Origin of the sequence: Vibrio crassostreae (genome assembly GCF_041439375.1) — a bacterium.
In the GTDB taxonomy this organism is placed as follows: domain Bacteria; phylum Pseudomonadota; class Gammaproteobacteria; order Enterobacterales; family Vibrionaceae; genus Vibrio; species Vibrio crassostreae_D.
In genome coordinates, this window is the sequence record NZ_JBGONY010000036.1 from 34,194 (window position 1) to 55,989 (window position 21,796).

The window sequence follows — 21,796 nt, forward strand, 5'->3', positions numbered from 1 at the left end:
TCTTACAAAGATAATAGGCTGAGTTTATTGATTTAATAGGCAAAAGCTATCATTAAATATCAACTAAGATTCAATAGCTTATTAAGCCATAGGATCAAAAAAGGCCGTGAGTGCATCATTCAACGGCCTATTGATTAACCAATTACATTATCGATTACGAATTAAACTCGCTTACATCGATTTCAAGCAGTTTACCAATGCCTTCGCCGTATGCAGGGTCGGCTTTGTAACAGTGTCTTAGGTGACGCAGTTGAATCTCTTTAGGCACGCCGCCTAGGTTACGAGCTGTGTTATCAAACAGAATCGCTTGTTTTTCTGGTGTCATCAGACGGAATAGGTCTCCCGGTTGTGAGAAGTAATCTTCATCTTCGCGGTGATCCCAGTGCGCTGCAGCACCATCCAAGTTCAATGCTGGCTCTGCAAAGTCTGGTTGCTCTGCCCATTGGCCTTCATTGTTTGGCTCATAGCCAAGTGTACTGCCAAAGTTACCATCAACACGCATTGCACCATCACGGTGGTAGCTGTGTACAGGACAACGAGGTGCATTCACTGGGATATGCTGATGGTTAACACCTAAACGGTAGCGCTGTGCATCACCGTAAGCAAACAGGCGACCTTGCAGCATCTTGTCTGGTGAGAAGCTGATGCCCGGAACCACGTTTGCAGGGTTGAATGCAGACTGCTCAACTTCAGCGAAGAAGTTTTGCGGGTTACGGTTCAATTCAAACTCACCCACCTCAATCAATGGGTAATCTGCGTGTGGCCAAATCTTAGTGAGGTCGAACGGGTTATATGGTACTTTCGCCGCATCCGCTTCAGGCATCACTTGCACTTTCAGCGTCCATTTCGGGAAGTCTTGATTATCGATGCTGTCTAGTAAATCACGCTGGTGACTTTCACGGTCATCGCCGATCACTTGTGCCGCTTCTACATCAGACAAGTTCTTAATACCTTGCTGAGATTTGAAGTGGAACTTAACCCAGAAGCGTTCATTATCAGAGTTGATAAAGCTGAATGTATGACTACCAAAACCGTGCATATGACGGTAAGTCGCAGGGATACCACGATCACTCATCACAATCGTGATTTGGTGAAGCGCTTCAGGTAGAGAGGTCCAGAAATCCCAGTTGTTCTTCGCGCTGCGCATGTTGGTGCGTGGGTCACGTTTCACCGCGTGGTTTAGATCTGGGAACTTAAGAGGATCACGAAGGAAGAATACTGGCGTGTTGTTACCTACCATATCCCAGTTACCTTCTTCAGTATAAAACTTCAATGCAAAGCCGCGAATATCACGCTCAGCATCGGCCGCGCCACGCTCGCCGGCGACTGTCGTAAAACGGGCAAACAAGTCGGTCTTTTTACCTACTTCAGAAAACAGCTTTGCCTTAGTATATTTGGTGATGTCATGCGTAACAGTAAATGTCCCGTAGGCACCAGAACCTTTCGCGTGCATACGACGCTCTGGAATCACTTCACGATCAAAGTGCGCCAATTTCTCTAAAAACCAAACATCTTGCAGCAGTTGAGGGCCACGTTTGCCCGCCGTTTGAACATTCTGGTTATGAGCGACAGGACAACCCGCAGCTGTGGTCAGTTTTTTACTCATGGTCTATTCCTTAAGGTTAAAGATATCGCATCGTTGCCACATCTTAGATTTAAGTGGATTCAATACTTTAAAAACCACTAAAATAATATGGATAAAGAATAGACCTGAGTTGGCAGAAAATATAATCGTTTATATTTATCGTTGTTATCTATAAAACCTATTGAACTTCATTGCGAATAAGCCTATGTATAACTTCGCTTTAGTTAAAAATGGCATGGCCTAACCTCAGAGTTGATGCAATGTTCCTCGCCGTTCTGGTTAGGTTCAATTCAGCTTATCGTAGTACTTGCTCGAGTGACTGAGGAGATCGCACTGTTCCGAACAAGCTGCTCATTTCACCATATAAGGCTTCGACTTCAGTGCCCAAAGATCCTGCAATCCCTATCGTCGGAATGCCTTGCAAGCTCGCACGTTTAGCAATGCCATAAGGCGTTTTTCCTTGAAGGGTTTGATTGTCCATCTGACCTTCGCCGGTAATCACAAGGTCTGCGCCTTTCAATACTTCATCGGCTTGTAAAACATCGAGTACCATCTCAATGCCCTGTTTAATCTGCATATTGAATAGCAAACCAAGTCCCATCGGCGTACCACCAGCCGCGCCATAACCAATGCGCTTGTGAACAGGTTCATCGCCACTAGCACAACCCTGCATCTCAGCAACTTGAGCAAAGTTCGCAAGCGCAGTATCAAGCATCACAACTTGGTCAGGTGTCGCTCCTTTTTGTGGGCCGAAGATATGGCTGGCACCATTATCACCACACAGTGGATTATCGACATCGCACGCCACAATCAATTCGATATCAGCACAGCGTGAATCTAGGTCGGTAAGATCGATAGATGCTAAATCCGCTAGCGCAGCGCCACCTCGGCTGAGTTCTTGCCCTGCACGATCAAGCAATCTACCACCTAACGCTTGTACAATTCCTGCACCACCATCATTGATCGCACTGCCACCCAAGCCAAGAATGATCGTTTGAGCGCCCTGCTGCATCGCTTCTAAAATGAGCTGACCAGTACCAAATGAAGAGGCTACCAATGGATCACGCTGCTCTGGTGTTAACAAATCCAAGCCTGATGCGGCAGCAATCTCAATCAGTGCAGTTTTTTTCTGATTGCTTGCGGATGGCTCAAGTATCGCCCACTCCGCGTTTACAAGTTCACCCAACGGCCCTTCTACTTGGTAGGTTCGCTTCTGTCCTGCTAAACCTTGCAACAACACATCTACCGTACCCTCACCACCATCAGCCAGAGGTAAAGTCACATAGTCAGCGTCAGGAAAGATTTCACGAAAACCCTTTTCAATACACGCCGCCACCGATACCGCCGATAAAGATTCTTTAAACGAGTCTGGTGCAATAACAATTTTCATACTGATAAATCCAAGGAAATAATAATTTTGATAGGCTGTCGATCCAAAAATGCCCCTATGTCAGATTAGCAAGCCAATCAAGCAATAGGGGCAGTATATAAAGGTAAGCGGTATTAGTTAGTAACAGCTGCCTTTACTTGTGATTTCTCTTTGCTTTTTAGCCAGATAAATACTGCTGCTAAAACTGCAATTGGAATCAATGGATCAATCAGTGTACCGCCTTTACCAAACACCAAGTTTAGAACCATGATGATGCTTGCACCAATCGCCCATGCGATAGTTGAAGACACAGACCAGATCTTGATTTGGTCTGCTAGTTCAGTAATCCCTAGCGTACGGTTGATGATGTGGAAGTACGAATCGTTCAAATGAGAGAAGCCAACCGGGCCTACCGCACATGCAAGTGCTACGAATACTGGGTCTAGACCTAACGTTTCAACCAATGGCAGCGTCATCGTTGCTGCAACCATCATAGATGCCGTTGCTGAACCTTGGATTAGACGAAGCATTGAAGCAATGGCTAGTGGTACAAGTAGAGGTGGAATACCGCTGCTCGCGATAGCTTCTGCAACTTGAGGACCAGCACCAGATGCTTTAAGTACTGCACCCATTGCGCCACCACAGCCAGTTACCACAAGAATTAGACCTGTTGTAGATAACGCGTCATCCATTGAGCTAACCATGTCTTTACGTTCAATGTGACGAGTAAGACCGTATAGCGCCATAAGAACACCGATACCAACAGCAACCACTGGGTTACCAATTAGTGAAATAACGGTATGCATTGCAGTGTCACCTTGGCCAACAAGCGTGTTGATTAAGATGAATGCGATTGGTAGAAGGATTGGACCAAATGATAAGAAGTTACTTGGTAGCTCTTTGTCATCTGTCTCTTTTACTTTCTCTAGGTTTGCCCAATCAGCTTGGTTAGTAATCCATGTTTCACCGTTTGGTACGCGGTAGTACTCGTTACCTACTCGGCGAATGTAAATCATAGAAAGCAGCATCATAGGGATAGAAACCATCAAACCCCAAAGCATGTACTCACCGAGGTCAACGCCAAGAATACCGGCTACTGCAACTGGACCCGGTGTTGGTGGTACAAGTGCGTGAGTGATCAGTAGGCCAAGCGCTAGAGTCACACCTAGGCCAACCGCTGACTTACCAGTGTCACGTGAAATTGCGCGAACAAGAGAATGCAAAATGATATACGCAGAATCACAGAAAACCGGAATAGCGACAAGTACACCTGTAAAACCTAGTGCTAAGTCTTCGCGACCTTTACCACACAGCTTTACAAACGTTTTTGCCATTCGAACAGCGGCTCCAGAACGCTCAAAACACGCGCCCATGATCACGCCAAACGCGATAATCAAACCAATCCCGCCAAGTACGCCACCAAAGCCAGCTTTAATTGCGTTGATCAGCTCTGTTGGTGCCATTCCAGCAAACAGACCCATGATGATACTGGCAATAATCATAGCAAGTGCCACCGGGATTCTCGTTTTAATGATCATACCCATCATGGCTAAAATGCCAATTACGATGCCTATCAGTGCTCCATCCATTGTATTTTCCTTTTTGTACTATTTGTTGTGTAGGGTTTGCATGCGAGAGGCATAGGAGTACCGCCCGCAGCACTTTATTGTGCAGCGACTTTTATTTTGGGCCGCTTTATCTTATTTTTACGAGTTCAAATCTGCCTTAAAGGCTCATGCTGGCTGCTTCTATAAATAGGGTTTAACCCATTCCAAACCAGCTTCAGTTGTATTTTTTGGGGTGTATTCACAGCCAATCCAACCTTGATAACCCGAATCATCCAAAACACTAAATAAGTGTGGGTAGTTCAGTTCGCCTTCCGATGGTTCATGTCTTTCTGGTACAGAAGCAATTTGGATATGACCGGTATAAGCGGCAACCTCACGAATCAAAGTACTTAAATCGCCATCCATGATTTGTGCGTGGTACAGGTCAAGTTGCAGCTTCACATTTGATCTATCGACCAACTTAATCAGTTCGACAGCATCACGTTGGTGAGCAACGAAGTAATTAGGAACATCACGGCTATTCAGCGGTTCAATCATCAATTCAATGTCTTGCTCAGCAAACTTATCTGCGGCAAAACGAATGTTTGAGATAAAGGTTTCAACGTGTTGCTGCCTCGTGAAATTCGCATCATGTAGACCCGACATCGCGTGAACTTTCTTGCAATTCAGCGCTTTAGCGTACATAAGTGCTGTATCAACGCTGGCTTTAAACTCTTCTTCACGGCCAGGAATCGCTGCGAAGCCACGTTCACCTGCATCCCAATCACCTGGAGGCATATTGAACAGGGCCTGTTCAAAACCAAATTTCTGCATTTTTTCTGCGAGCTCGTCCGCTTCAAACGCGTAAGGGAATAAGTATTCCACTGCTTTGAAACCGGCTTGGTGTGCTTTTTCAAAACGCTCCAAAAATGGCACTTCTGTGAATAACATCGTTAAGTTTGCTGCGAACTTAGCCATTATTTGCCTCTCCCTTTTAAATCCATCACTTCTTCGTCCGTTAAGTAACGGATATCATTCCCTTTCAATAAGAATGCTAATTTGGCGGTCTCTTCTAACTCTTCTGCATTGTCCACGGCATCGACAAAATCAGTGCCTGTTACTACTGGACCATGATTCGCCAACAAAAAGGCTCGGTAGTCGCCAGCTCGCTTTGCAAGCTCTTCAGCGATCTGAGGGTCTCCTGGGCGCAAGTAAGGAATCACAGGTAATTCACCAATTCGCATCACAAAGTACGGCGTAAATGCCTTAATCGCGTTATTACGATCTACCCCTTCAAGGCATGAAAGTGCAGTCAGGTATGTTGAGTGTAAGTGCACAATCGCATTGCACTCTGCATTGTTTCTATAAATCGCTAGGTGGAATGCCGCTTCTTTTGACGGCTTCTTGCCTGATATATGGTTGCCATCGATATCGACAACCGATAATTCCTCAGCCACAAGACGACCAAATGAAGAACCGGTTGGTGTTGCTAGAAAATGCCCATTTGGCAATTTGATAGAGAGATTACCGGCACCACCTGTCGCGTAACCTCGTTCGAACATCGAACGAGCGAGCGTTACCATTTGATCTCTTAACTGCTGTTCGTTCATCAAAACTTTACTCATCTGAATCTCGCTTATGAAAAGAATGATTGCGCTCTAGCGAAGAAATTCTCGTCACCAAAGTTGCCCGATTTAAGTGCTAGTGAAAGATCACCTTCAACCGACTTAACCCAAGGCACACCCGGTGCGATTTGAGGACCGATATGGAAACCTTTAACCGCTAAACTTTGCGTCACAACACCTGAGGTTTCACCACCAGCAACGATGAAATTCTTCACACCATGTTGTTGTAGCTTGATAGCTAACAGGCTAAAGAATTGCTCTACGGCATGGCTTGAAGCTTGTGCACCGTACTCTTCTTGAATGGCTTTAAGTGCAGCCGCATCAGCGGTTGCATACACTAAAGGAGCAAGCTCACCTTGGTTGTTAGTCATCACCCAATCGAATACTTCATTGGCGTATTGATCGTTGGTTAAGCATGCCTTCACATCGATAGCGAAGTGAGGAGCGAGTTGCTTGTAAGCTGTAACTTGTTGGTTAGTCATTACCGAACAAGAACCAGAGAACACAACCGTTGGCGCTTTTATTGGACTACCTGCGTTTTTTGCATCGCTTTGGTCAGCAAGATGTTCAGTCCAGTTTTTTGCGATGCCTGCTGCTAAGCCTGAACCACCTGTGATTAACTTCAGAGATTTAGCTGCTTGGCCTAACGTCACCAAGTGTTCTGCGTTAAAAGCATCAACGACCGCATAACGGTTGCCTTGAGCTTTTAGTTCATCAAAATGAGCGGTGACTGCATCAGAGCCTTGTTCAATAATTTGGAAGTTAACCAAGCCAGAAACACCCTCTGATTGTGCATCCATCATTCGAACGACACTGGAATCTGTCATCGGTGTCACCGGGTGATTACGCATGCCTGAATCACTTAATAGCTCACCAAAAACAAACAAGTGGCCGTTGTAAACCGTGCGACCATTAACTGGCAATGCAGGACAAACCATAGTGAAAGATTCGCCAAGCTCAGCCAAAAGTGCATCGGTTACGGGACCGATATTGCCCTCAGCTGTGCTGTCGAACGTCGAGCAGTATTTGAAGTAAAACTGTTGGCAGCCTTGAGATTGAAGCCACTTAAGCGCAGTCACCGAATCGGTTACCGCTTCATCTACCGGGCAAGAGCGAGATTTAAGGCTGATCACGACCGCATCCGCTGAAGCATCAAAGTCACCCGTCGGAATGCCGTTCAATTGAATAGTGCGCATCCCGTTTTCAACTAAGAAACCAGCAATGTCTGTTGCACCTGTAAAATCGTCTGCAATAACACCTAATAACATGATTACTTCTCCACTTTTGGTGTATTAACACCCGGTAGGTCAATGCCTTGGAACACTTTGATTACTGCGCTATCGTCTTCTTGACCAAAGCCAGCATTACTCGCACTTAAAAACATATTCAGTGCTGCACTTGATAGTGGAAGCGGGAATTTTAGGTCTTGAGCGGTATCCGATACCAAGTTCAAGTCTTTTACGAAGATATCGACCATAGATTTTGGAGAGTAATCACCATCAACAACGTGCTTCATACGATTCTCGAACATCCACGAGTTACCCGCTGCGTTAGTCACAACGTCGTACATCAGATCTAGAGGGATATTCGCGCGAGCTGCTAATGCCATTGCTTCAGCGCCTGCAGCAATGTGAACACCTGCAAGTAATTGGTGGATGATCTTTACAGTCGCACCAAGGCCAATAGCTTCACCGATGTTGTAAACTTTTGCCGCCGTCGCATCGAGTACAGGAGCCAATGCCTCGAATGTAGTAATCGCACCTGAAGCCATGATAGTCATTTCACCTGCTTCTGCTTTTAATGCACCACCTGAAACAGGTGCGTCAAGCATCACAAGATCATGTTCAGCAAGCTGAGCTTCGATTTGTTTCGCGTCTTCTGCTGAGATCGTTGCCGAGACCATAACTGGCGTGTTAGGTCTTAGTGCCGCCGCAAGACCAGTCTTAAACAGTACCGTGTTAACTTGAGCAGCATTCACAACCAGTACCAAAACAGAATCAAGTTTGTCTGCAAACTCAACCGCATTCGTCGATACCGCTTTTGCACCATATTCACCCAAGGTTTCAAGCGCTTGCGGATTCAAATCGAAACCATATACATCAAGCCCTGCACGCACACATGACTTAGCTGCGCCCATGCCCATTGAACCTAAACCGATAACACCAACAGATTGAACTTCACTCATAACAAGATGCCTTTCACGTAATTATTGAATTTTAAATTTGTTAACTATTGTTTATGTTTGTGATTATATGTGAAGCAACCGAATGCGACTTAGTGATAAGTCACATTTTTAACAAAAGTTAACATTCGTGGGTGATTTACCCCTTTCGAGGCATTAGATAATGGTAATTTCCGCAACAATCACAGTTCTTATTGCTATATCACAACAGATATTCACAGATATTCACAAAACAACGAAAGGTTGATAGGATAATGAAAAATAAGAACATAGAAGAAGAATCATGATTCCAGCAGAACGTCAGAGAACCATTTTGTCACTATTATCACATCAAGAAGTGATCAGTATTTCTGAGCTTGTTGAGCACCTAGAGGTGTCTCATATGACCGTTCGTCGAGATATCGTAAAGCTAGAGACATCAGGGAAAGTGATTTCAGTTTCGGGTGGCGTTCAGCTGACTAAAGCACTTCACAGCGAATTGTCACACGACATCAAGGTAGAACAGCAAGCAAACGAAAAAGCTCAAATAGGTCAACTAGCTGCTCAATTAGTTCCTGAGTATTCGACTATCTACTTAGACGCTGGAACAACCTCTTTGGAGATCGCCCACCAACTTGCAGGGCGAGATGATCTGCTTATCATCACCAATGACTTCGCGATTGCCGCGTACCTAATGAACAGTACACAATCTGAGATTTACCATACTGGTGGTAAGATTGACCGTGAAAATCAATCGAGTATTGGGGGCAAAGTAGCGGAGTTCTTAGCAGGGATGAATATTGATATTGCGTTTATCTCTTCTTCATCTTGGAATCTAAAAGGGCTCTCGACACCTTGTGAAAATAAGGTATTAGTCAAACAAGCCATTGTTCAAGCAGCTCATTCAAACTATCTGATTTCAGACTCAACCAAATACGGGCGCATCGCTACTTTCCACGCCTTAGATTTAAGTGCGCTTGATGGCGTGATCACCGATATTGATCTTTCGAGTAGTGTGATTGATGAGCTTCAAGATAAAGGTATTAAGGTCATTAACTCGTAACTGTTCCCCCCATCAAGCTTCAGGCTCACCAATCAAACATTCAGAGCCTGAATGCCAAAACTCCAAAACCATCTATTTATCCACTCGATAAAAATAATTCTTACAATTAAGTTTCTATATTCATTAATAATATTATCAGCGGACGGCATAATGGGCACAAATCCCTTCAGCGAGTCTGGTTATGTTCTACAAGTACCTTTTGCCATTGGCTTTACCGCTTACTTTTGTGTTTCCCACCCATGCTGAAACGTTTGATGAGCGAATGGCGCGCATCGAACAAGAGAATGTACTGGCGAAAACCATGAGTGAAGAACAAGTTGAATTGATACAAAAAGTCGTACAGACCAACCACTGCGCTAAAGTGGCGTTAACCCACCATCAACGCATTTTAGGCCAATATAAGGTTGAAACGTCCTCTTCAGAGTTATTTGTAAAATGGCGTCAACTCGGTAAGCAGTTAGACGCTCAATACGAAACGGATTACCCCGCCTACCCTAAGCACGCTTTTCAAGAATACCCAGCGGCTTCAAGCAAAGTCGATGGTTACCTTTTTGCTTTAATCGACAATGGATTAAACGAGCAATCGTGGATCGCCAAAGAGTTTAAGCTGTGTAAAAAGAATAAGCTGATATCCCGAGCCTAAGCTCTAGTCTGCTCTGGTTCGAGAGTGCTCATTCGCATTGGTTTTAATAAAGTAAGAACAGTCCTTCATAACCGCCAATTTCTATTTCACTCACATACTCACCAACGTTACCGTTAGCATCAACAGGTTTCATTGGAACATCCAGCGCGATGGTGAGTTTTTCCGCGCCATAAAAGCTTGGATTCTTACCGTGGAAATCCGTGCGATACAACACACGGCCGTTGCTGAACTCTCTCGCTAACACCATATCTTCAGGACCACCAGCGACCACCTGATTATCAGATTGATATATAAAGTACGTGAACGTCGGTAGAACGTGAGTCATACCATTGGGTAGATCAGCATGCACCATTTCGTTCATCGAGGAATCGCCAACGATGGTGTAGTCAGCAGGCTGAGGTGTCGTTGTCGAAAGCATCAAAGGAATCGGCGCAAAGCCATGTGGGATTTGATGACTCGGCTCTCCCAAGTCAACGGCCAATAACGAACTGGGTTGGTAGGCGATGTTTTTAGGGACACCACTTTGCCAGAAAGTGTCAGCCGTCGTATTGCCACTTCCATAGACGTAACCATTGTTCCACTGATTAAAGTAGCTATGTTGAGCGTGTCGATTGAGGTGGTAGATCGCTAGGGTCGAGTATTGGTCTTGCTTCCAATTATCTTCACTATTTCCAAGATACTGAACTCGCCCATAACGCGTTGTCGCCTGAAAAATAACACTTTGCCCATTGTAGGCGAGCGCAGAATTATCCCAGAATTTTGAGATCCCCGAGTAACCACTAAACCCAGTAGACGGAAAAATGTAGTGCTCGCGTAAATACAGAGAGCCCGCCTCGCTAAGATGAGACTGTCCATTTCGACCCAGTAAGTTCGCGGTTCCGATATTCAACCCAATCGACGCATCACTTTCTAAAGCAGATAGATTTTTCAGAAACGCTGAAAACTGCTTTTTGTAGAGATCATCCGCTTGATTCGAACCCGCAACGGATCCTAACTCTTGAACATGCCCGCCAGAATGAACATAGAATTGGTTTGAACCAATGAGTTTATTTGTGTCGTCGTTGTACGCACCATTCAAACCTTGGCTTGTCCAGCTTTGCTTGTAGTAGCGATGAATGGCAGATAGATAATCCGTGTTTGCGACGTTCGTTAACGACCAAGATGAATTAGCGCTCCACATTCGACCAAATGGCACCACTCTTGATTCCCAACGAAAACGCGCTGTCGCGTTCTTATTGGTTCGATTTCGATACTCGCTCGGCGACAAGTAGTTATCGCCATCTAGGTCTGCAGACACATCAAAACCGCGGATTTTGCGCCATTGGCTGATAGCATCGCCATCCGGCGTTGTAGTCGGAGCGTCGGTTAATTTGACGGTTGGAAAACTGTTTTTCAGTTTTACTTCTTTTAAGCGCGGCCTGTCGTCGGCGTTCTCACTTTGCCAACGAACTCTCACAACGTATAAGCGCCCACCATCTCTCAAAAAGGTGGAGCCAAAATACTGGCCGCCACCATAGCTCGCACCACTGCCATCATGAGTTGTGGCTCTTACCCAATCATTAGGAAGGTTCCAGATCACCGATTGGTTTTTGGTCATGCTGAGCGTTTTGTCTTTCTTTATATCGAGCCTTTCCCACTGTGAAACCCTACCCTGAGAATCAATAGCCGTTGGGTATTCAATCCAAAATTCGCCGCTGCCAGCAAACTGTGAGAACTTAAAGGTCAGCCGTTCGAACTGCTCAGCATGATAGACATACAAAGCCCCACCCTGTTCGAAATTCTCAAACACATCGGCATCCCACGGAGGCTCTTGATACAGCCAAAAACCAGCATGGTCTTCACTGGCTGTATAACCCAAGATCATAGGTTTTCGGTTTAAAAGAGTCTTTTCGCCGTGAGTTTTATCAACTTCGGCAATGACAGTATCTTCAGAAAAGTGCAGGAAATAGTCTTCGAAATTGAGGCCTTCTAACTCAGCTTGGTTACGGAGATCGTTCTCCAACCAACCCGAGTTCATCGCCATGACTTGGTTGTACATATAACCAATTGTCGTGGCCCGCTCATTGTCGGCTTTGTCGGCATAAGCTCCGAACACAATATCACTGTTGGAAATTTCCCAATCAATGACGGCATCCGCAGACAGTGGGGAGCCCGAAAGATCAACACCCGCTTCATGTTGCCCTGGCAGCACAACTGATGTACCAACAGCAAAAGCGTAGCCAGCGATTAAACATGACGGTATGAGTGCGAGCAGCCCAGAAATGTAGGTTTTCATGAATCAAATTTCCTAATCGATACTGTCATGCCTTAAATCACAAGACGAAAAGTCAGCCAACTTACGTGTCAATTTAGGAATCAAAATACGAAAAAAGTATCGACTACATGGCTCTATTGTTCAAGTGCTCGTCTGTATTGTTTCATCCATGACAAGGAAGACGAGCAAATGCCGATTCAAAATCAATGCATTAAGGAAAAGATAAATTTTTGTGATTTTAATTTTATTTGGAAACCAAGTATCTCAGGCTAACGAGAAATCAGCTCAGATTTTCTCAAAATGAGAATAATACGGTTTGGAAGAAGGAAGATGATCAGAGCTTAAAGCTCAGAACGGGCTGAGATTTGCTGCATCGAATCTCAGTTTCAACGCCACATTGTTGAAACTCAATTTGGATAGGCTAGTCTCGGTCATCTACACAAGAACGATGACAACAGAGAGTGGTAAATAAAGCGATGTACGTTGACTATCATAAGCGGCTTGTTCCCGTTATACGCTATTTAGAGAAGCACTTTAACGATCCGCTCAACTTGATCGAAGTCGCGGCATTAGCTAACTTTTCACCCTACCATTTTCATCGTACTTTTAAGGCCGTTCAAGGCGAAACGCTTGCTGATTTTATCAGACGATTGAGACTCGAAGCGGCAGCCAACGATCTCTTCAAAACCAAGCAACCTATTATTAATATTGCACTAGATTACGGCTTCTCATCGTCTCAAAACTTTGCCAAATCCTTCAAGCAACACTTTGGCGTTACGCCTAGCGCATTTCGTGATTGTGAAGACTACCAAGCTTTCGGTGAGTTAACTCGAAATAGCAAGATTGGACACACGTTGCGCAAGAATGGAAACGATGCAGTTACGAGTAATTCATATACTGGCTCCGAACTTTCAACATGGAGTAAGACAATGAAAACGCAACAATTCGAATCATCAAAATTGGCGTATGTGCGAGTAACAGGCCCTTATGGAAAAGGGTATGAAGAGCCTAGCGGCCGTCTTTATCAGTGGGCAGAAATGAAAGGATTATCAGGCAACACCTGCATGTTCATTTACCATGATAACCCAGAAATCACACCGACAGATAAGTGCCGAACAGACATTTGTTTAATGGTTCCAGAGGATGTCGAAGTACCCAGCGGTATCGAGCTAAAGGACTTTCCCGGTGGGCAATATGCGGTGATGAGACAAACGATCACCGAAATCGGCCAATATGCCAAAGCTTGGGATGATTTAATGAGTAACGTCATTGAGTCCGGTATTGAAACAGACGATCGACCTTGTTTTGAGCTTTACCACAGCTACGATCCGCAAACTCAACATTCAGACGTCAGCTTCTGTACCGCAATTAAATAACGACAATCAAAGCCTACCTCGCGTAGGCTTTCTTCTCTTCGGTTCGCTTGCCAACGGCTTTGTTGATTAATTAAGTTTATGGATAGCGACATCTCGTTTCGTAGATTTTTAGTCAATCAATGAGAACAAATACTAGTAGATACCAGTAATGTCATAACCCAAACGGATTTCATCCATCGCTTGAGGCTCGAAGCACTTTCCTAACGCGTACAATAAAAAACATCACCGCACACGCGGTATAGAGCTTACCTACCCATAAGCCGATATTGATCAGCTGAGTTTCTTGCTTAATGAGACGTTGATACTCAGTATCAGAGAGGTAAGGATCGTCAAAGGGGACAACGTTAATCCCCCACATAAACCAAACAGACCAAACGACACTTCCTACTAGCAGCCACAGAGCTAGTATCAAAAATTGCTCGAACACACCTAGCAGTGTGTTCTTGTTAAGCGATATTTGAGCTTTATTCATTTCACGACCTTTTTATCACGACACAGTTGAGGGATTCTAAAGAAGCAAGAGCACTAAAGCCTCTTGTTCCACTTTCCTTGATGGTCGCGGTCGCAATTTTCCTGCGTATCGTAGCTAACATGCTTGTCGATATTCTTTAATGCAATTCCAACTTGATTGAACGCTTGTTGAATAGACTCAGAGACACTCTGTTGACCTTCGCCATTTAAGAAATTCGCTCTATCCTGATTGGTATCGAATACACAGACGATTTTCAAACTTTGCGGAAATGAAGAGAAGTTGACCGAGTGAGTCACCCACAAAAAACCATCGAAGCCTTTTAGCGTGTCTTCACAAACGTCAGTTAGCACGTCTCTGATCTGATTTTCGATCTTCTTATCTGATTTACGCATACAGCAAACTTCCTATTTAACATCTTAAAAATAAGGTTTTTCGATCAATGTAGTCTCAACCGATATTGGACACTGCGACTGTTTCAAATGCAAAGTATTTATTGAGGATAATGGGCGAGAAGGATTAGAGAAACACCTCATGCTTGATAGCTTACAAAGCTACCAAGTATGAGGCGTGTACAGGAATTAGCAAAGAAACTAGCTCGCCGCTTGTTCCCAATCCGTCAGTAACTTCATGATTACGCGAGAGTCTTGATGAGTCGCCATGGGTGCTGCAAGTTGTGTGTCACCTCGCTCAACTGCTTGGCGGATATTGCGCGCTTGATAATGGAAGCCATCGCCTTGCGCTTCGACTTTTACTTCACGTGTCGATGTTTCGTAGATCTCAACCGTGAATGTGTTGTCTTCGGTCGGTAACCATGGGTTGGTGTCGAGAATGATACAGCCTTTACTGCCTAAAATCGTAAAGCCATGCTTTAAACCGTGGTCTTCTGCAGTATGGATTTGCGCTGTGAAGTGGTCGTTGAAGCGCATCATCGCCGATGACTCGCAGATGTTACCATCTTGACCACGTCGGCCAATGGCTGAAATCTGCACGTCATCAAACACACTCTCACCAAACTGGTGTTGCGCGACAGAGTGAATCAGTGACATTGGGTAACAACCTAAGTTGTACAACGCGCCTTTGCTCGCAGGGTTAACGAACTGGTCAATCGCAGCAACGTATGAACCCTGAATTGAGCGCACTTCGCCAATCTCACCTGTCGCTAATTCTTGATGAAGCTTAGCGATAAGCGGGTGATTTAGATACATCAAACCTTCTGCGAAGAACACGCCAGATGCTTTTACCGCTCGCAGAGCTTGCTCGGTTTTTTCCATATCAACCGACAGAGACTTTTCACACAAGATCGCTTTGCCTTTTTGAGCCGCTTTAATCACATACTCATGATGAACATGGTTTGGCAGAGCAATGTAGATGATGTCGACTGACTCATCTTCAATCAAGGCGTCATAGCTGTTGAAGGTTCGTGTTGGTTGGTATTGGGCAGCAAACTCGTTTAGTGTTTTTTCAGTACGACCAGCAACGGCATACAGCTCGCTTTGAGCATCGCCTTTGATCGCATCCGCCATTGCGCCTGAGATAAAGCTAGTTCCTAGGATTCCCCATTTCATGTCTTAGATCTCCTGCTCTTGTGCTTTGATAGGTCCACGTTGCGTTTCGAATGCTTGAACCAACTCGGTAATGCCACGCTCAATAAACGCTTGGGTATGAGGCATCACAAAGTGCTGATTGATCGCCTCGCGGTTTGCGTATTGTTCAAGCAAGATCACACGATCGCTTTGGCTTTGATCATAGGTTGCAATCGCTTGTAGGCAGCCCGGTTCGCTTTGCATGTCTAAACAAAACTGTTCGATGGCTTCGATCGCAGCAGCTCGCTCTATGTTGGTTTTGATCTTAAGTTCGGCAGTAACAAAGATGATTTCATTCATTTGAGGCATTTCACGCTCTTATTTTAGTTAATTATCGGTTTGCCATTAATATAATTAACCCCTAATAATTGATAAACTCACCTTTTGTTTATTGTTTATCAACCAAAAGTGTTTAATGGATAAGTTAACCAGCATGAAAGTCTTCGTCTACGTAGTGGAACAGGGCAGCTTTCGTAGCGCCGCAAACCACTTCAACCTGTCGGCGACCATGATCAGTAAGCATGTCCATTCCTTAGAAACCAGTTTGAACTCTCAGCTGATCCACCGCACCACGCGTAAGCAATCGTTAACCGACTCAGGGCAGCTTTACTATCGTGAGTGTAAGCGAATTCTCGAAGACATCAGCAATGCTGAAAACCTGATTCAAACCTTGGAAAATCAGCCGCAAGGCACGGTAAAGATTAACTGCCCCGTCACCTACGGCAACAAGGTACTTGCCCCTATCGTAGCTAAGTTTCTCGCACATCACCCAACCATTAACGTTGAGCTGATGTTGAATAATGATCTTGTTGATCCTTACTCATCCGACATTGATTTGATTGTGCGAATTGGTGACCTATCCGATTCAAGCTTGGTCGCAAGGTATTTAGGGGACTATAAGATGTGTTATTGCGCGGCGCCCGATTACCTTAACCAACATGCTGAGATCAGAGTATTAGAAGACTTGGCGCAGCACCCGTCGCTTGGGTTCAGTTACAGCAGCCAAGCCCCTCACGCCACACCGAACAAAGAACGTGTGCGCTTGATGTCGAATAATGGGGATGTGTTGCGATATGCCGCCCTACAAGGTGTGGGCGTGTTGTTGCAACCGACAATCTTAGTCGCAGAAGAGATTAAACGTGGAGCGCTGTTGGAAATCCTACCCGGCATGGCGCCGTTACCAAAGCCGATTCACTTGCTCTACAAAACCAAGCAACTGTCGTTGAAGAACAGAACCTTTGTCGAGTTCTTGTTAGCTGCGTTTGCTGAGTAACTAAGCGCTTCTAAACAACAAAGACCGCTAGACTGTTTGCCAATGGCTCATCAAGCGCTTGCCAAGATCGTAAGGTGTGGTGTTATGGACGATCATCTCATCACATTGGTTAAACACCATGAAGTGCTTTAGTTCTTCGCATAAAGCGTGAATCAATGACTCATGAGTTTTAACTCTATCTTCAACAACCAAGTTACGAATATTGAGTAAACGGGTCTTCCTGTCGACCTTACAATCCATTCGCGCCACCAGATTACCTTGCCACAGAATCGGCAAACTAAAGTAACCAAACTGACGCTTGGCCTCTGGCACATAGCACTCAAGGAGGTAGTCAAAGTTGAACAATGATTGCATTCGCTTTCGTTGAATCAGCAGGTTATCAAACGGAGACAGTATCTTTAGCTTGGTTCTAGAAAGCGGCAGATTCAGCAGATCAAAAGCACCTGGTAGGACATAGTAGCCAGAGCCTTGAATATCTACTTTCAGAACCTGCTTATCTTCAAGCATCTGTTGGAGTGTTTTCTGAATCAGAGGTTTAGTGTTCTTGAGTAGATAGCTCATTTCCGACGCTATTCCCACACCATTGGCTTCTAAATAACGCGTGATTAGATGCTCGATGTACTCTTGTTCCGTAGGTTCTGAGGTATCAATGCCACTCGGCAAAACTCGCTCGGTAAGGTCATACACCTTATGAAAGTTTACTCGGCTTGGCACCATTAAGTCGCCTTGCATGAATAAGGTTTCTAGTGCTTGCTTGGCCGGTTTACCGCCCCACCCGCCGGGGTTTGGCCTATCCCCTTCAAAGTCTTTCGCCATCAACGGCCCTTCATTCTCAATTCGCTTGAGAACATGATCCATGAGTGCGTCATCCTTTTTATACCAATGCTTGAGCTTACCGCTCGCAAAGCCATTCTTGCGATGTAGGCTGAATCGGAAGTCACGCATGGGTAAATACGCAGCGGCATGCGACCAATACTCAAACACCTCTCGACGCTCTAACAGTTTGTCGAGATGATCAAGCTGGTAGCCTTGATTGCGATTCCACAACGTATGATGGTGTGCTCGCTGAATCACAGAAATGGTATCAATTTGCACATAGCCAAGGTTTTCAATCGCAAACAGCGTATTCGCCAAAGCACCCCCATTGCGTTGCTTTTTAGGGGGTAATTTCTTAGGCGGAAGCTTTTGCGAAAGCAGTACCATTTTTTGCGCTTGAGCGAGTGACAGTGATTCCATGAAATTCAGACTCTAATTGATACCAATGATCCGTTTATGATTCAGCAATAAGCTCTTGAAGAATCTGTTTGTAAGTTTCTATCGTCTGCGCGCCCGTTACTGCACTCTTACGATTGAACACCACAGTAGGAACAGCTGAGATCCCCATGCGTTGCCATTCAAACTCTTGCGCTTCAATTTGCTTCAAGTTGTCGGTGTTCTTTAGGCGCTTCAATGCCTTCGTTGAATCTAGCCCAACCGCTTCAAGTTCTTGCGCGATGACCTCAAGATCAGACAGATCTTTTTGCTCTGTGAAGTGAGCGGTAAAGAAGCGTAGCTTTAACTTAGTCTGTTTACCATGCGCCAGTGCGAAATCGAGAAGCACATGCAGATGACGGGAATTGACCATTCTCATGCTGTCATAGAAATTGAAATCGAAACCAACCGCTTTGCCACGAGCCGCAAGTTGCTCACGCGAACTTTGGCTCTCTTCCGCACTAGAGCCGTATTTTCTCATGATGTGATCGCGCAGGTTTTCACCCTCTTGCGGCATATCAGGATTGAGCTCAAACGGCTGCCATTCAAGTTCAATTTGCTCTGCTAAGCCAAGCTCAGCAATAGCTTGCTCTAAGTTTTTGTAACCGACCACGCACCACGGGCACATTACGTCAGAAATAATATCGAGTTGAAGTTTCTTGCTCATCGTCATTCCAAATGATCATTGATAAGGCATGTCCGCTGTATAAGCAGGCATCCAATTTATCTTCAGACTACAACAACCTGAACAATCGTTCAAATTTAACTAACTGGATCTGTAGCCAACAAAAAAGCCAACTCATGTTCACGAGTTGGCTTTCATAAAAATCTGTTGGAGCTTAAGAGCGTTACGCTAGCAGCTTCTTAAGCACTTGGAATACACCTGCATCAACGTTACTTGGCGCGCCAAAACGAGCAATCTCTTTCAGCTTTGGATGCGCATTTTCCATCGCGTAAGAGTGGTAGCTCTCTTTAAGCATTTCCAAGTCATTCAGGTAGTCACCAAAACTCATGGTCTGCTCGTAAGTGAAACCTAATGTGTTTTGTAGATGTTTAATCGCCGCACCTTTTGACGCTTCAGCGTTCATCACATCTAGCCAAATTTTCGCACTGACAACCACTTGGTAGTTCTCACCAAACTTGGCATCAATAGTTGGGTTCACTTTCTCTTGTGAACCGTCGAAGTGACAGATAGCCACCTTGATGAAATCGTCTTCTACCGCCAGTAAATCTTCTACTTTCTCACGGCGATGGTAGTACTTAGAGATCTCCGCTAGAGCACGCTCATCTTTGGTTTCGATGTACGCTGATTTCTTACCACAAAGCACCACATGTGCACCTTCAATGGCACGCGCTTCTTTGATGATGTCTTTGATGGCATCAGTATCAAGTAAGCAGCTGTAGAGCTCTTGCCCTTTGTGCATCACCAATGTGCCATTTTCAGCAACGAACATCATGCGATCTTTTAGCGGAGAAAATGTTTCCATCAAGCTGTAGTACTGACGACCCGATGCCGCCGCAAAAATGATGTCTTGAGCTTCTAGTCGCTCATAAAGATTGAAGAATTCTGGGTCTAACTTTCCGTGTTCATTAAGCAGAGTGCCGTCCATATCAGCAGCGATAAATTTGATGTTCTGTTGTGGCATTTCAGATACTTACCTTAAAATTGTAATGAGTCCACAATGTCGTGGGCAAGTCGTTGATTATATCTCAATCTAACCTAATTGCTCCCCTCTAACATGATTAAATAACTAACATAAAAATCAATAAAAAGTGAAAAAACTGGGACTCATCATTAACTTATTGTTCCATTTATAAATACGCCATACTTTTGTGATATTACTCCCATAAAAACACCCCTAGCAGTGTTATTTTGCACAACTTTGCAACGAGTTGTTCACCTACATATTGCTTATTTATAATTTATGGTTGTTGATTAATGTTTTTTAGCTTCGAAATATTCCTTAAAGCCCTAATCACAACGAGCCTGATATTGGTCGTCTTCATTGTTGACCCACTTGGAATCAGAAACTCTGCCGAAGACCACTATGAAGATCATATTCTAAGATTATGGTCTCCATTCTTTAGTGAAACAGTTTCTGAAGACATTGTAGTTGTATTAATTGATGACCAATATATAGAAGAAACTAACACTTACCCGGTTAGCTACCGAAATCTTGCCCGGCTACTTAAAACTATCTCACGTTACGAACCACAATCCATGTTCTACGATATTCTTCAACATCATGAGCATTCCGATAATCTAAAGCGTTGGTTGCGCATGCTGGATAACCAGAAGTTCCCCATTTTCATGGCCAGCAACACCAATTATGACACTGAACAAAGACTTAATGATCCGGAATCACTAAGACACAAAATATCAAATGTCGCACAACTGGCAGCAGTATCTTGGAGTGGTGAAGGACGATACTACCCGTTGTCTGTCCCATGGAATGATAAGACAATGAACACCGTTGCGGCTGCGATGTATCAAGACTGGTGCGCACGAGACAAACAGTGCGATACCACATCCATCGGCAATATGGATGACGCGGTCATTGTCCAATGGAGCAACAAACACGCTAGTAACCAGGAGTCATTTTTTCCACTTGGGTTTGACTGTGGAGAACACACCAGCCAGTTTCAACAGTTAAAAGAGTTACTTGTCGTAAGCCTTACTCAAGGCATACAAGACCAAAATGATGTCGATGCCACGCTCAGAAAACGCTGTCCGCCCTTTCTTACTATTGCAGCTTCCAAGCTCAGTGCTCCTGGTGCAGCTGGTTCACCTGAACTAAAACAAGCCATTAAGGGGAAAATGGTACTCGTTGGTTACCATGTTACTGGTGGTGTCGATCTAGTTGTTTCACCCGTTCACGGCACGCTTCCTGGGGTCTACTTTCATGCTATGGCACTCGATAACCTAGTCATACTTAAAGATGACTACTGGCGTTCCCCTGACGACACTGGGTTATTTAACCTAAGTATTGCAGATATGGTTGAGATTTCAGTGCAAACCATCGTTCTATTTTTAGTCATTTGGTTTCGCTTTAACTTTCTAGAACAACAAGAAAGTCTGCAATTCAATGAAAGACAAAAACTTTGGGGCGCTTTCGTTCCGATGATAATCATCATTGCTGTCATCGCCATTTCAGTTGCCATATCTCACTTTGTACTTAACGTCGGTGCACCTAATTGGTATGGATTGGTTCTGATCATTTTTATCGACTTGCCGGTGTTTTTCTTCTTCATATTTGAAGCTTTCAGACCAAAACTCGAAATATATCGAGAGAAAGCCTGTGTATTCGCAAAAACAGCCAAGCATAAATTAAGAAAAATACAATAAACACATAATATTCAGTAAATAAGGAACATTTATGAAACTATTATCAACGCTAGTTCTAGGCTTATCATTAGGTTTTTCGACATCAGCAGCCATGGCGCAAGACCACGTCAAGATTATTGACTTTTTAGTCGATAATGTTTGGGTGTGTGACAAGAATAATGAATGCGCAGACGTATCAACGAAGACTTTACCTCAGGGCGGGATCGCACTTTGTTAACAGATATGATCTAATAGCTCCAAACCCATAT

Annotated in this window: 20 protein-coding genes and 1 pseudogene; 6 read left to right on the top strand and 15 right to left on the bottom strand. The window is 44.5% G+C overall.

The window, feature by feature from the left end:
• Positions 1-154: 154 nt before the first annotated feature.
• The 7 genes and pseudogenes from ACED45_RS15210 to ltnD all read right to left on the bottom strand — a co-directional run bounded on the left by ACED45_RS15210 (position 155) and on the right by ltnD (position 8,311).
• Positions 155-1,606: a catalase gene (locus ACED45_RS15210; protein ID WP_371714381.1), complete on the bottom strand. Its 1,452-nt coding sequence runs from the start codon at positions 1,604-1,606 to the stop codon at positions 155-157.
• 199 nt (positions 1,607-1,805) lie between these two features.
• Positions 1,806-2,975, bottom strand: a pseudogene (locus ACED45_RS15215) (glycerate kinase).
• A 113-nt stretch (positions 2,976-3,088) separates the two neighbouring features.
• Positions 3,089-4,543, bottom strand: coding sequence for a GntP family permease (locus tag ACED45_RS15220; protein WP_102431792.1), 1,455 nt, complete (start codon positions 4,541-4,543; stop codon positions 3,089-3,091).
• Positions 4,544-4,702: 159 nt separating this feature from the next.
• Positions 4,703-5,479, bottom strand: a complete 777-nt coding sequence (gene otnI, locus ACED45_RS15225; RefSeq protein WP_102431791.1) for a 2-oxo-tetronate isomerase — start codon at positions 5,477-5,479, stop codon at positions 4,703-4,705.
• The gene (gene otnC / locus ACED45_RS15230) at positions 5,479-6,126 is read right to left on the bottom strand and encodes a 3-oxo-tetronate 4-phosphate decarboxylase (protein WP_371714382.1); all 648 of its coding nucleotides are present in this window, start codon (positions 6,124-6,126) and stop codon (positions 5,479-5,481) included. The genes otnI and otnC overlap by 1 nt, the downstream gene beginning before the upstream one ends.
• Before the next feature lie 11 nt (positions 6,127-6,137).
• Positions 6,138-7,394 (bottom strand): 3-oxo-tetronate kinase, encoded by a 1,257-nt coding sequence (otnK, locus tag ACED45_RS15235; protein WP_102431790.1) that lies wholly within the window; start codon positions 7,392-7,394, stop codon positions 6,138-6,140.
• 2 nt (positions 7,395-7,396) lie between these two features.
• Positions 7,397-8,311 (bottom strand): L-threonate dehydrogenase, encoded by a 915-nt coding sequence (gene ltnD, locus ACED45_RS15240; protein ID WP_371714383.1) that lies wholly within the window; start codon positions 8,309-8,311, stop codon positions 7,397-7,399.
• Between the two features lie 280 nt (positions 8,312-8,591).
• On the opposite strand from ltnD, the gene ACED45_RS15245 reads away from it, so the two are divergent.
• Complete coding sequence (locus ACED45_RS15245) at positions 8,592-9,350, top strand: DeoR/GlpR family DNA-binding transcription regulator (protein WP_102431788.1); 759 nt, start codon at positions 8,592-8,594, stop codon at positions 9,348-9,350.
• A 181-nt stretch (positions 9,351-9,531) separates the two neighbouring features.
• A complete protein-coding gene (locus ACED45_RS15250; RefSeq protein WP_371714384.1) occupies positions 9,532-9,993 on the top strand; it encodes a hypothetical protein in 462 nt (153 codons plus the stop codon).
• Positions 9,994-10,036: 43 nt separating this feature from the next.
• On the opposite strand, the gene ACED45_RS15255 is transcribed toward ACED45_RS15250, so the two are convergent.
• Positions 10,037-12,268 (bottom strand): hypothetical protein, encoded by a 2,232-nt coding sequence (locus tag ACED45_RS15255; protein ID WP_371714385.1) that lies wholly within the window; start codon positions 12,266-12,268, stop codon positions 10,037-10,039.
• 455 nt (positions 12,269-12,723) lie between these two features.
• Between ACED45_RS15255 and ACED45_RS15260 the strand changes: the two genes are divergently transcribed.
• Positions 12,724-13,623, top strand: coding sequence for an AraC family transcriptional regulator (locus ACED45_RS15260; RefSeq protein WP_371714386.1), 900 nt, complete (start codon positions 12,724-12,726; stop codon positions 13,621-13,623).
• 169 nt (positions 13,624-13,792) lie between these two features.
• On the opposite strand, the gene ACED45_RS15265 is transcribed toward ACED45_RS15260, so the two are convergent.
• The 4 genes from ACED45_RS15265 to ACED45_RS15280 form a co-directional block, all read right to left on the bottom strand.
• A complete protein-coding gene (locus ACED45_RS15265; RefSeq protein WP_240698013.1) occupies positions 13,793-14,095 on the bottom strand; it encodes a hypothetical protein in 303 nt (100 codons plus the stop codon).
• A 53-nt stretch (positions 14,096-14,148) separates the two neighbouring features.
• A complete protein-coding gene (locus ACED45_RS15270) occupies positions 14,149-14,487 on the bottom strand; it encodes a Fis family transcriptional regulator (RefSeq protein ID WP_102478785.1) in 339 nt (112 codons plus the stop codon).
• Between the two features lie 198 nt (positions 14,488-14,685).
• On the bottom strand, positions 14,686-15,660 hold the full coding sequence (locus tag ACED45_RS15275) for a Gfo/Idh/MocA family protein (RefSeq protein ID WP_371714387.1): 975 nt from the start codon (positions 15,658-15,660) through the stop codon (positions 14,686-14,688).
• A 3-nt stretch (positions 15,661-15,663) separates the two neighbouring features.
• Positions 15,664-15,987 (bottom strand): putative quinol monooxygenase, encoded by a 324-nt coding sequence (locus ACED45_RS15280; RefSeq protein ID WP_017072302.1) that lies wholly within the window; start codon positions 15,985-15,987, stop codon positions 15,664-15,666.
• A gap of 106 nt (positions 15,988-16,093) precedes the next feature.
• Here ACED45_RS15280 and ACED45_RS15285 point away from each other — a divergent pair, with 106 nt between their 5' ends.
• The gene (locus ACED45_RS15285; RefSeq protein ID WP_371714388.1) at positions 16,094-16,951 is read left to right on the top strand and encodes a LysR substrate-binding domain-containing protein; all 858 of its coding nucleotides are present in this window, start codon (positions 16,094-16,096) and stop codon (positions 16,949-16,951) included.
• Between the two features lie 27 nt (positions 16,952-16,978).
• On the opposite strand, the gene ACED45_RS15290 is transcribed toward ACED45_RS15285, so the two are convergent.
• The 3 genes from ACED45_RS15290 to ACED45_RS15300 form a co-directional block, all read right to left on the bottom strand.
• Positions 16,979-18,187 (bottom strand): winged helix-turn-helix domain-containing protein, encoded by a 1,209-nt coding sequence (locus tag ACED45_RS15290; protein WP_371714389.1) that lies wholly within the window; start codon positions 18,185-18,187, stop codon positions 16,979-16,981.
• Between the two features lie 34 nt (positions 18,188-18,221).
• Positions 18,222-18,869 carry a DsbA family oxidoreductase gene (locus ACED45_RS15295; protein ID WP_102495503.1) on the bottom strand — a complete coding sequence of 216 codons (648 nt, stop codon included), beginning with the start codon at positions 18,867-18,869 and terminating at the stop codon, positions 18,222-18,224.
• A 181-nt stretch (positions 18,870-19,050) separates the two neighbouring features.
• On the bottom strand, positions 19,051-19,848 hold the full coding sequence (locus ACED45_RS15300) for a Cof-type HAD-IIB family hydrolase (protein ID WP_371714390.1): 798 nt from the start codon (positions 19,846-19,848) through the stop codon (positions 19,051-19,053).
• A gap of 293 nt (positions 19,849-20,141) precedes the next feature.
• Here ACED45_RS15300 and ACED45_RS15305 point away from each other — a divergent pair, with 293 nt between their 5' ends.
• Positions 20,142-21,548 carry a CHASE2 domain-containing protein gene (locus tag ACED45_RS15305; RefSeq protein ID WP_371714391.1) on the top strand — a complete coding sequence of 469 codons (1,407 nt, stop codon included), beginning with the start codon at positions 20,142-20,144 and terminating at the stop codon, positions 21,546-21,548.
• A 31-nt stretch (positions 21,549-21,579) separates the two neighbouring features.
• On the top strand, positions 21,580-21,765 hold the full coding sequence (locus ACED45_RS15310) for a hypothetical protein (RefSeq protein ID WP_371714392.1): 186 nt from the start codon (positions 21,580-21,582) through the stop codon (positions 21,763-21,765).
• The last annotated feature ends 31 nt before the right edge of the window (positions 21,766-21,796 follow it).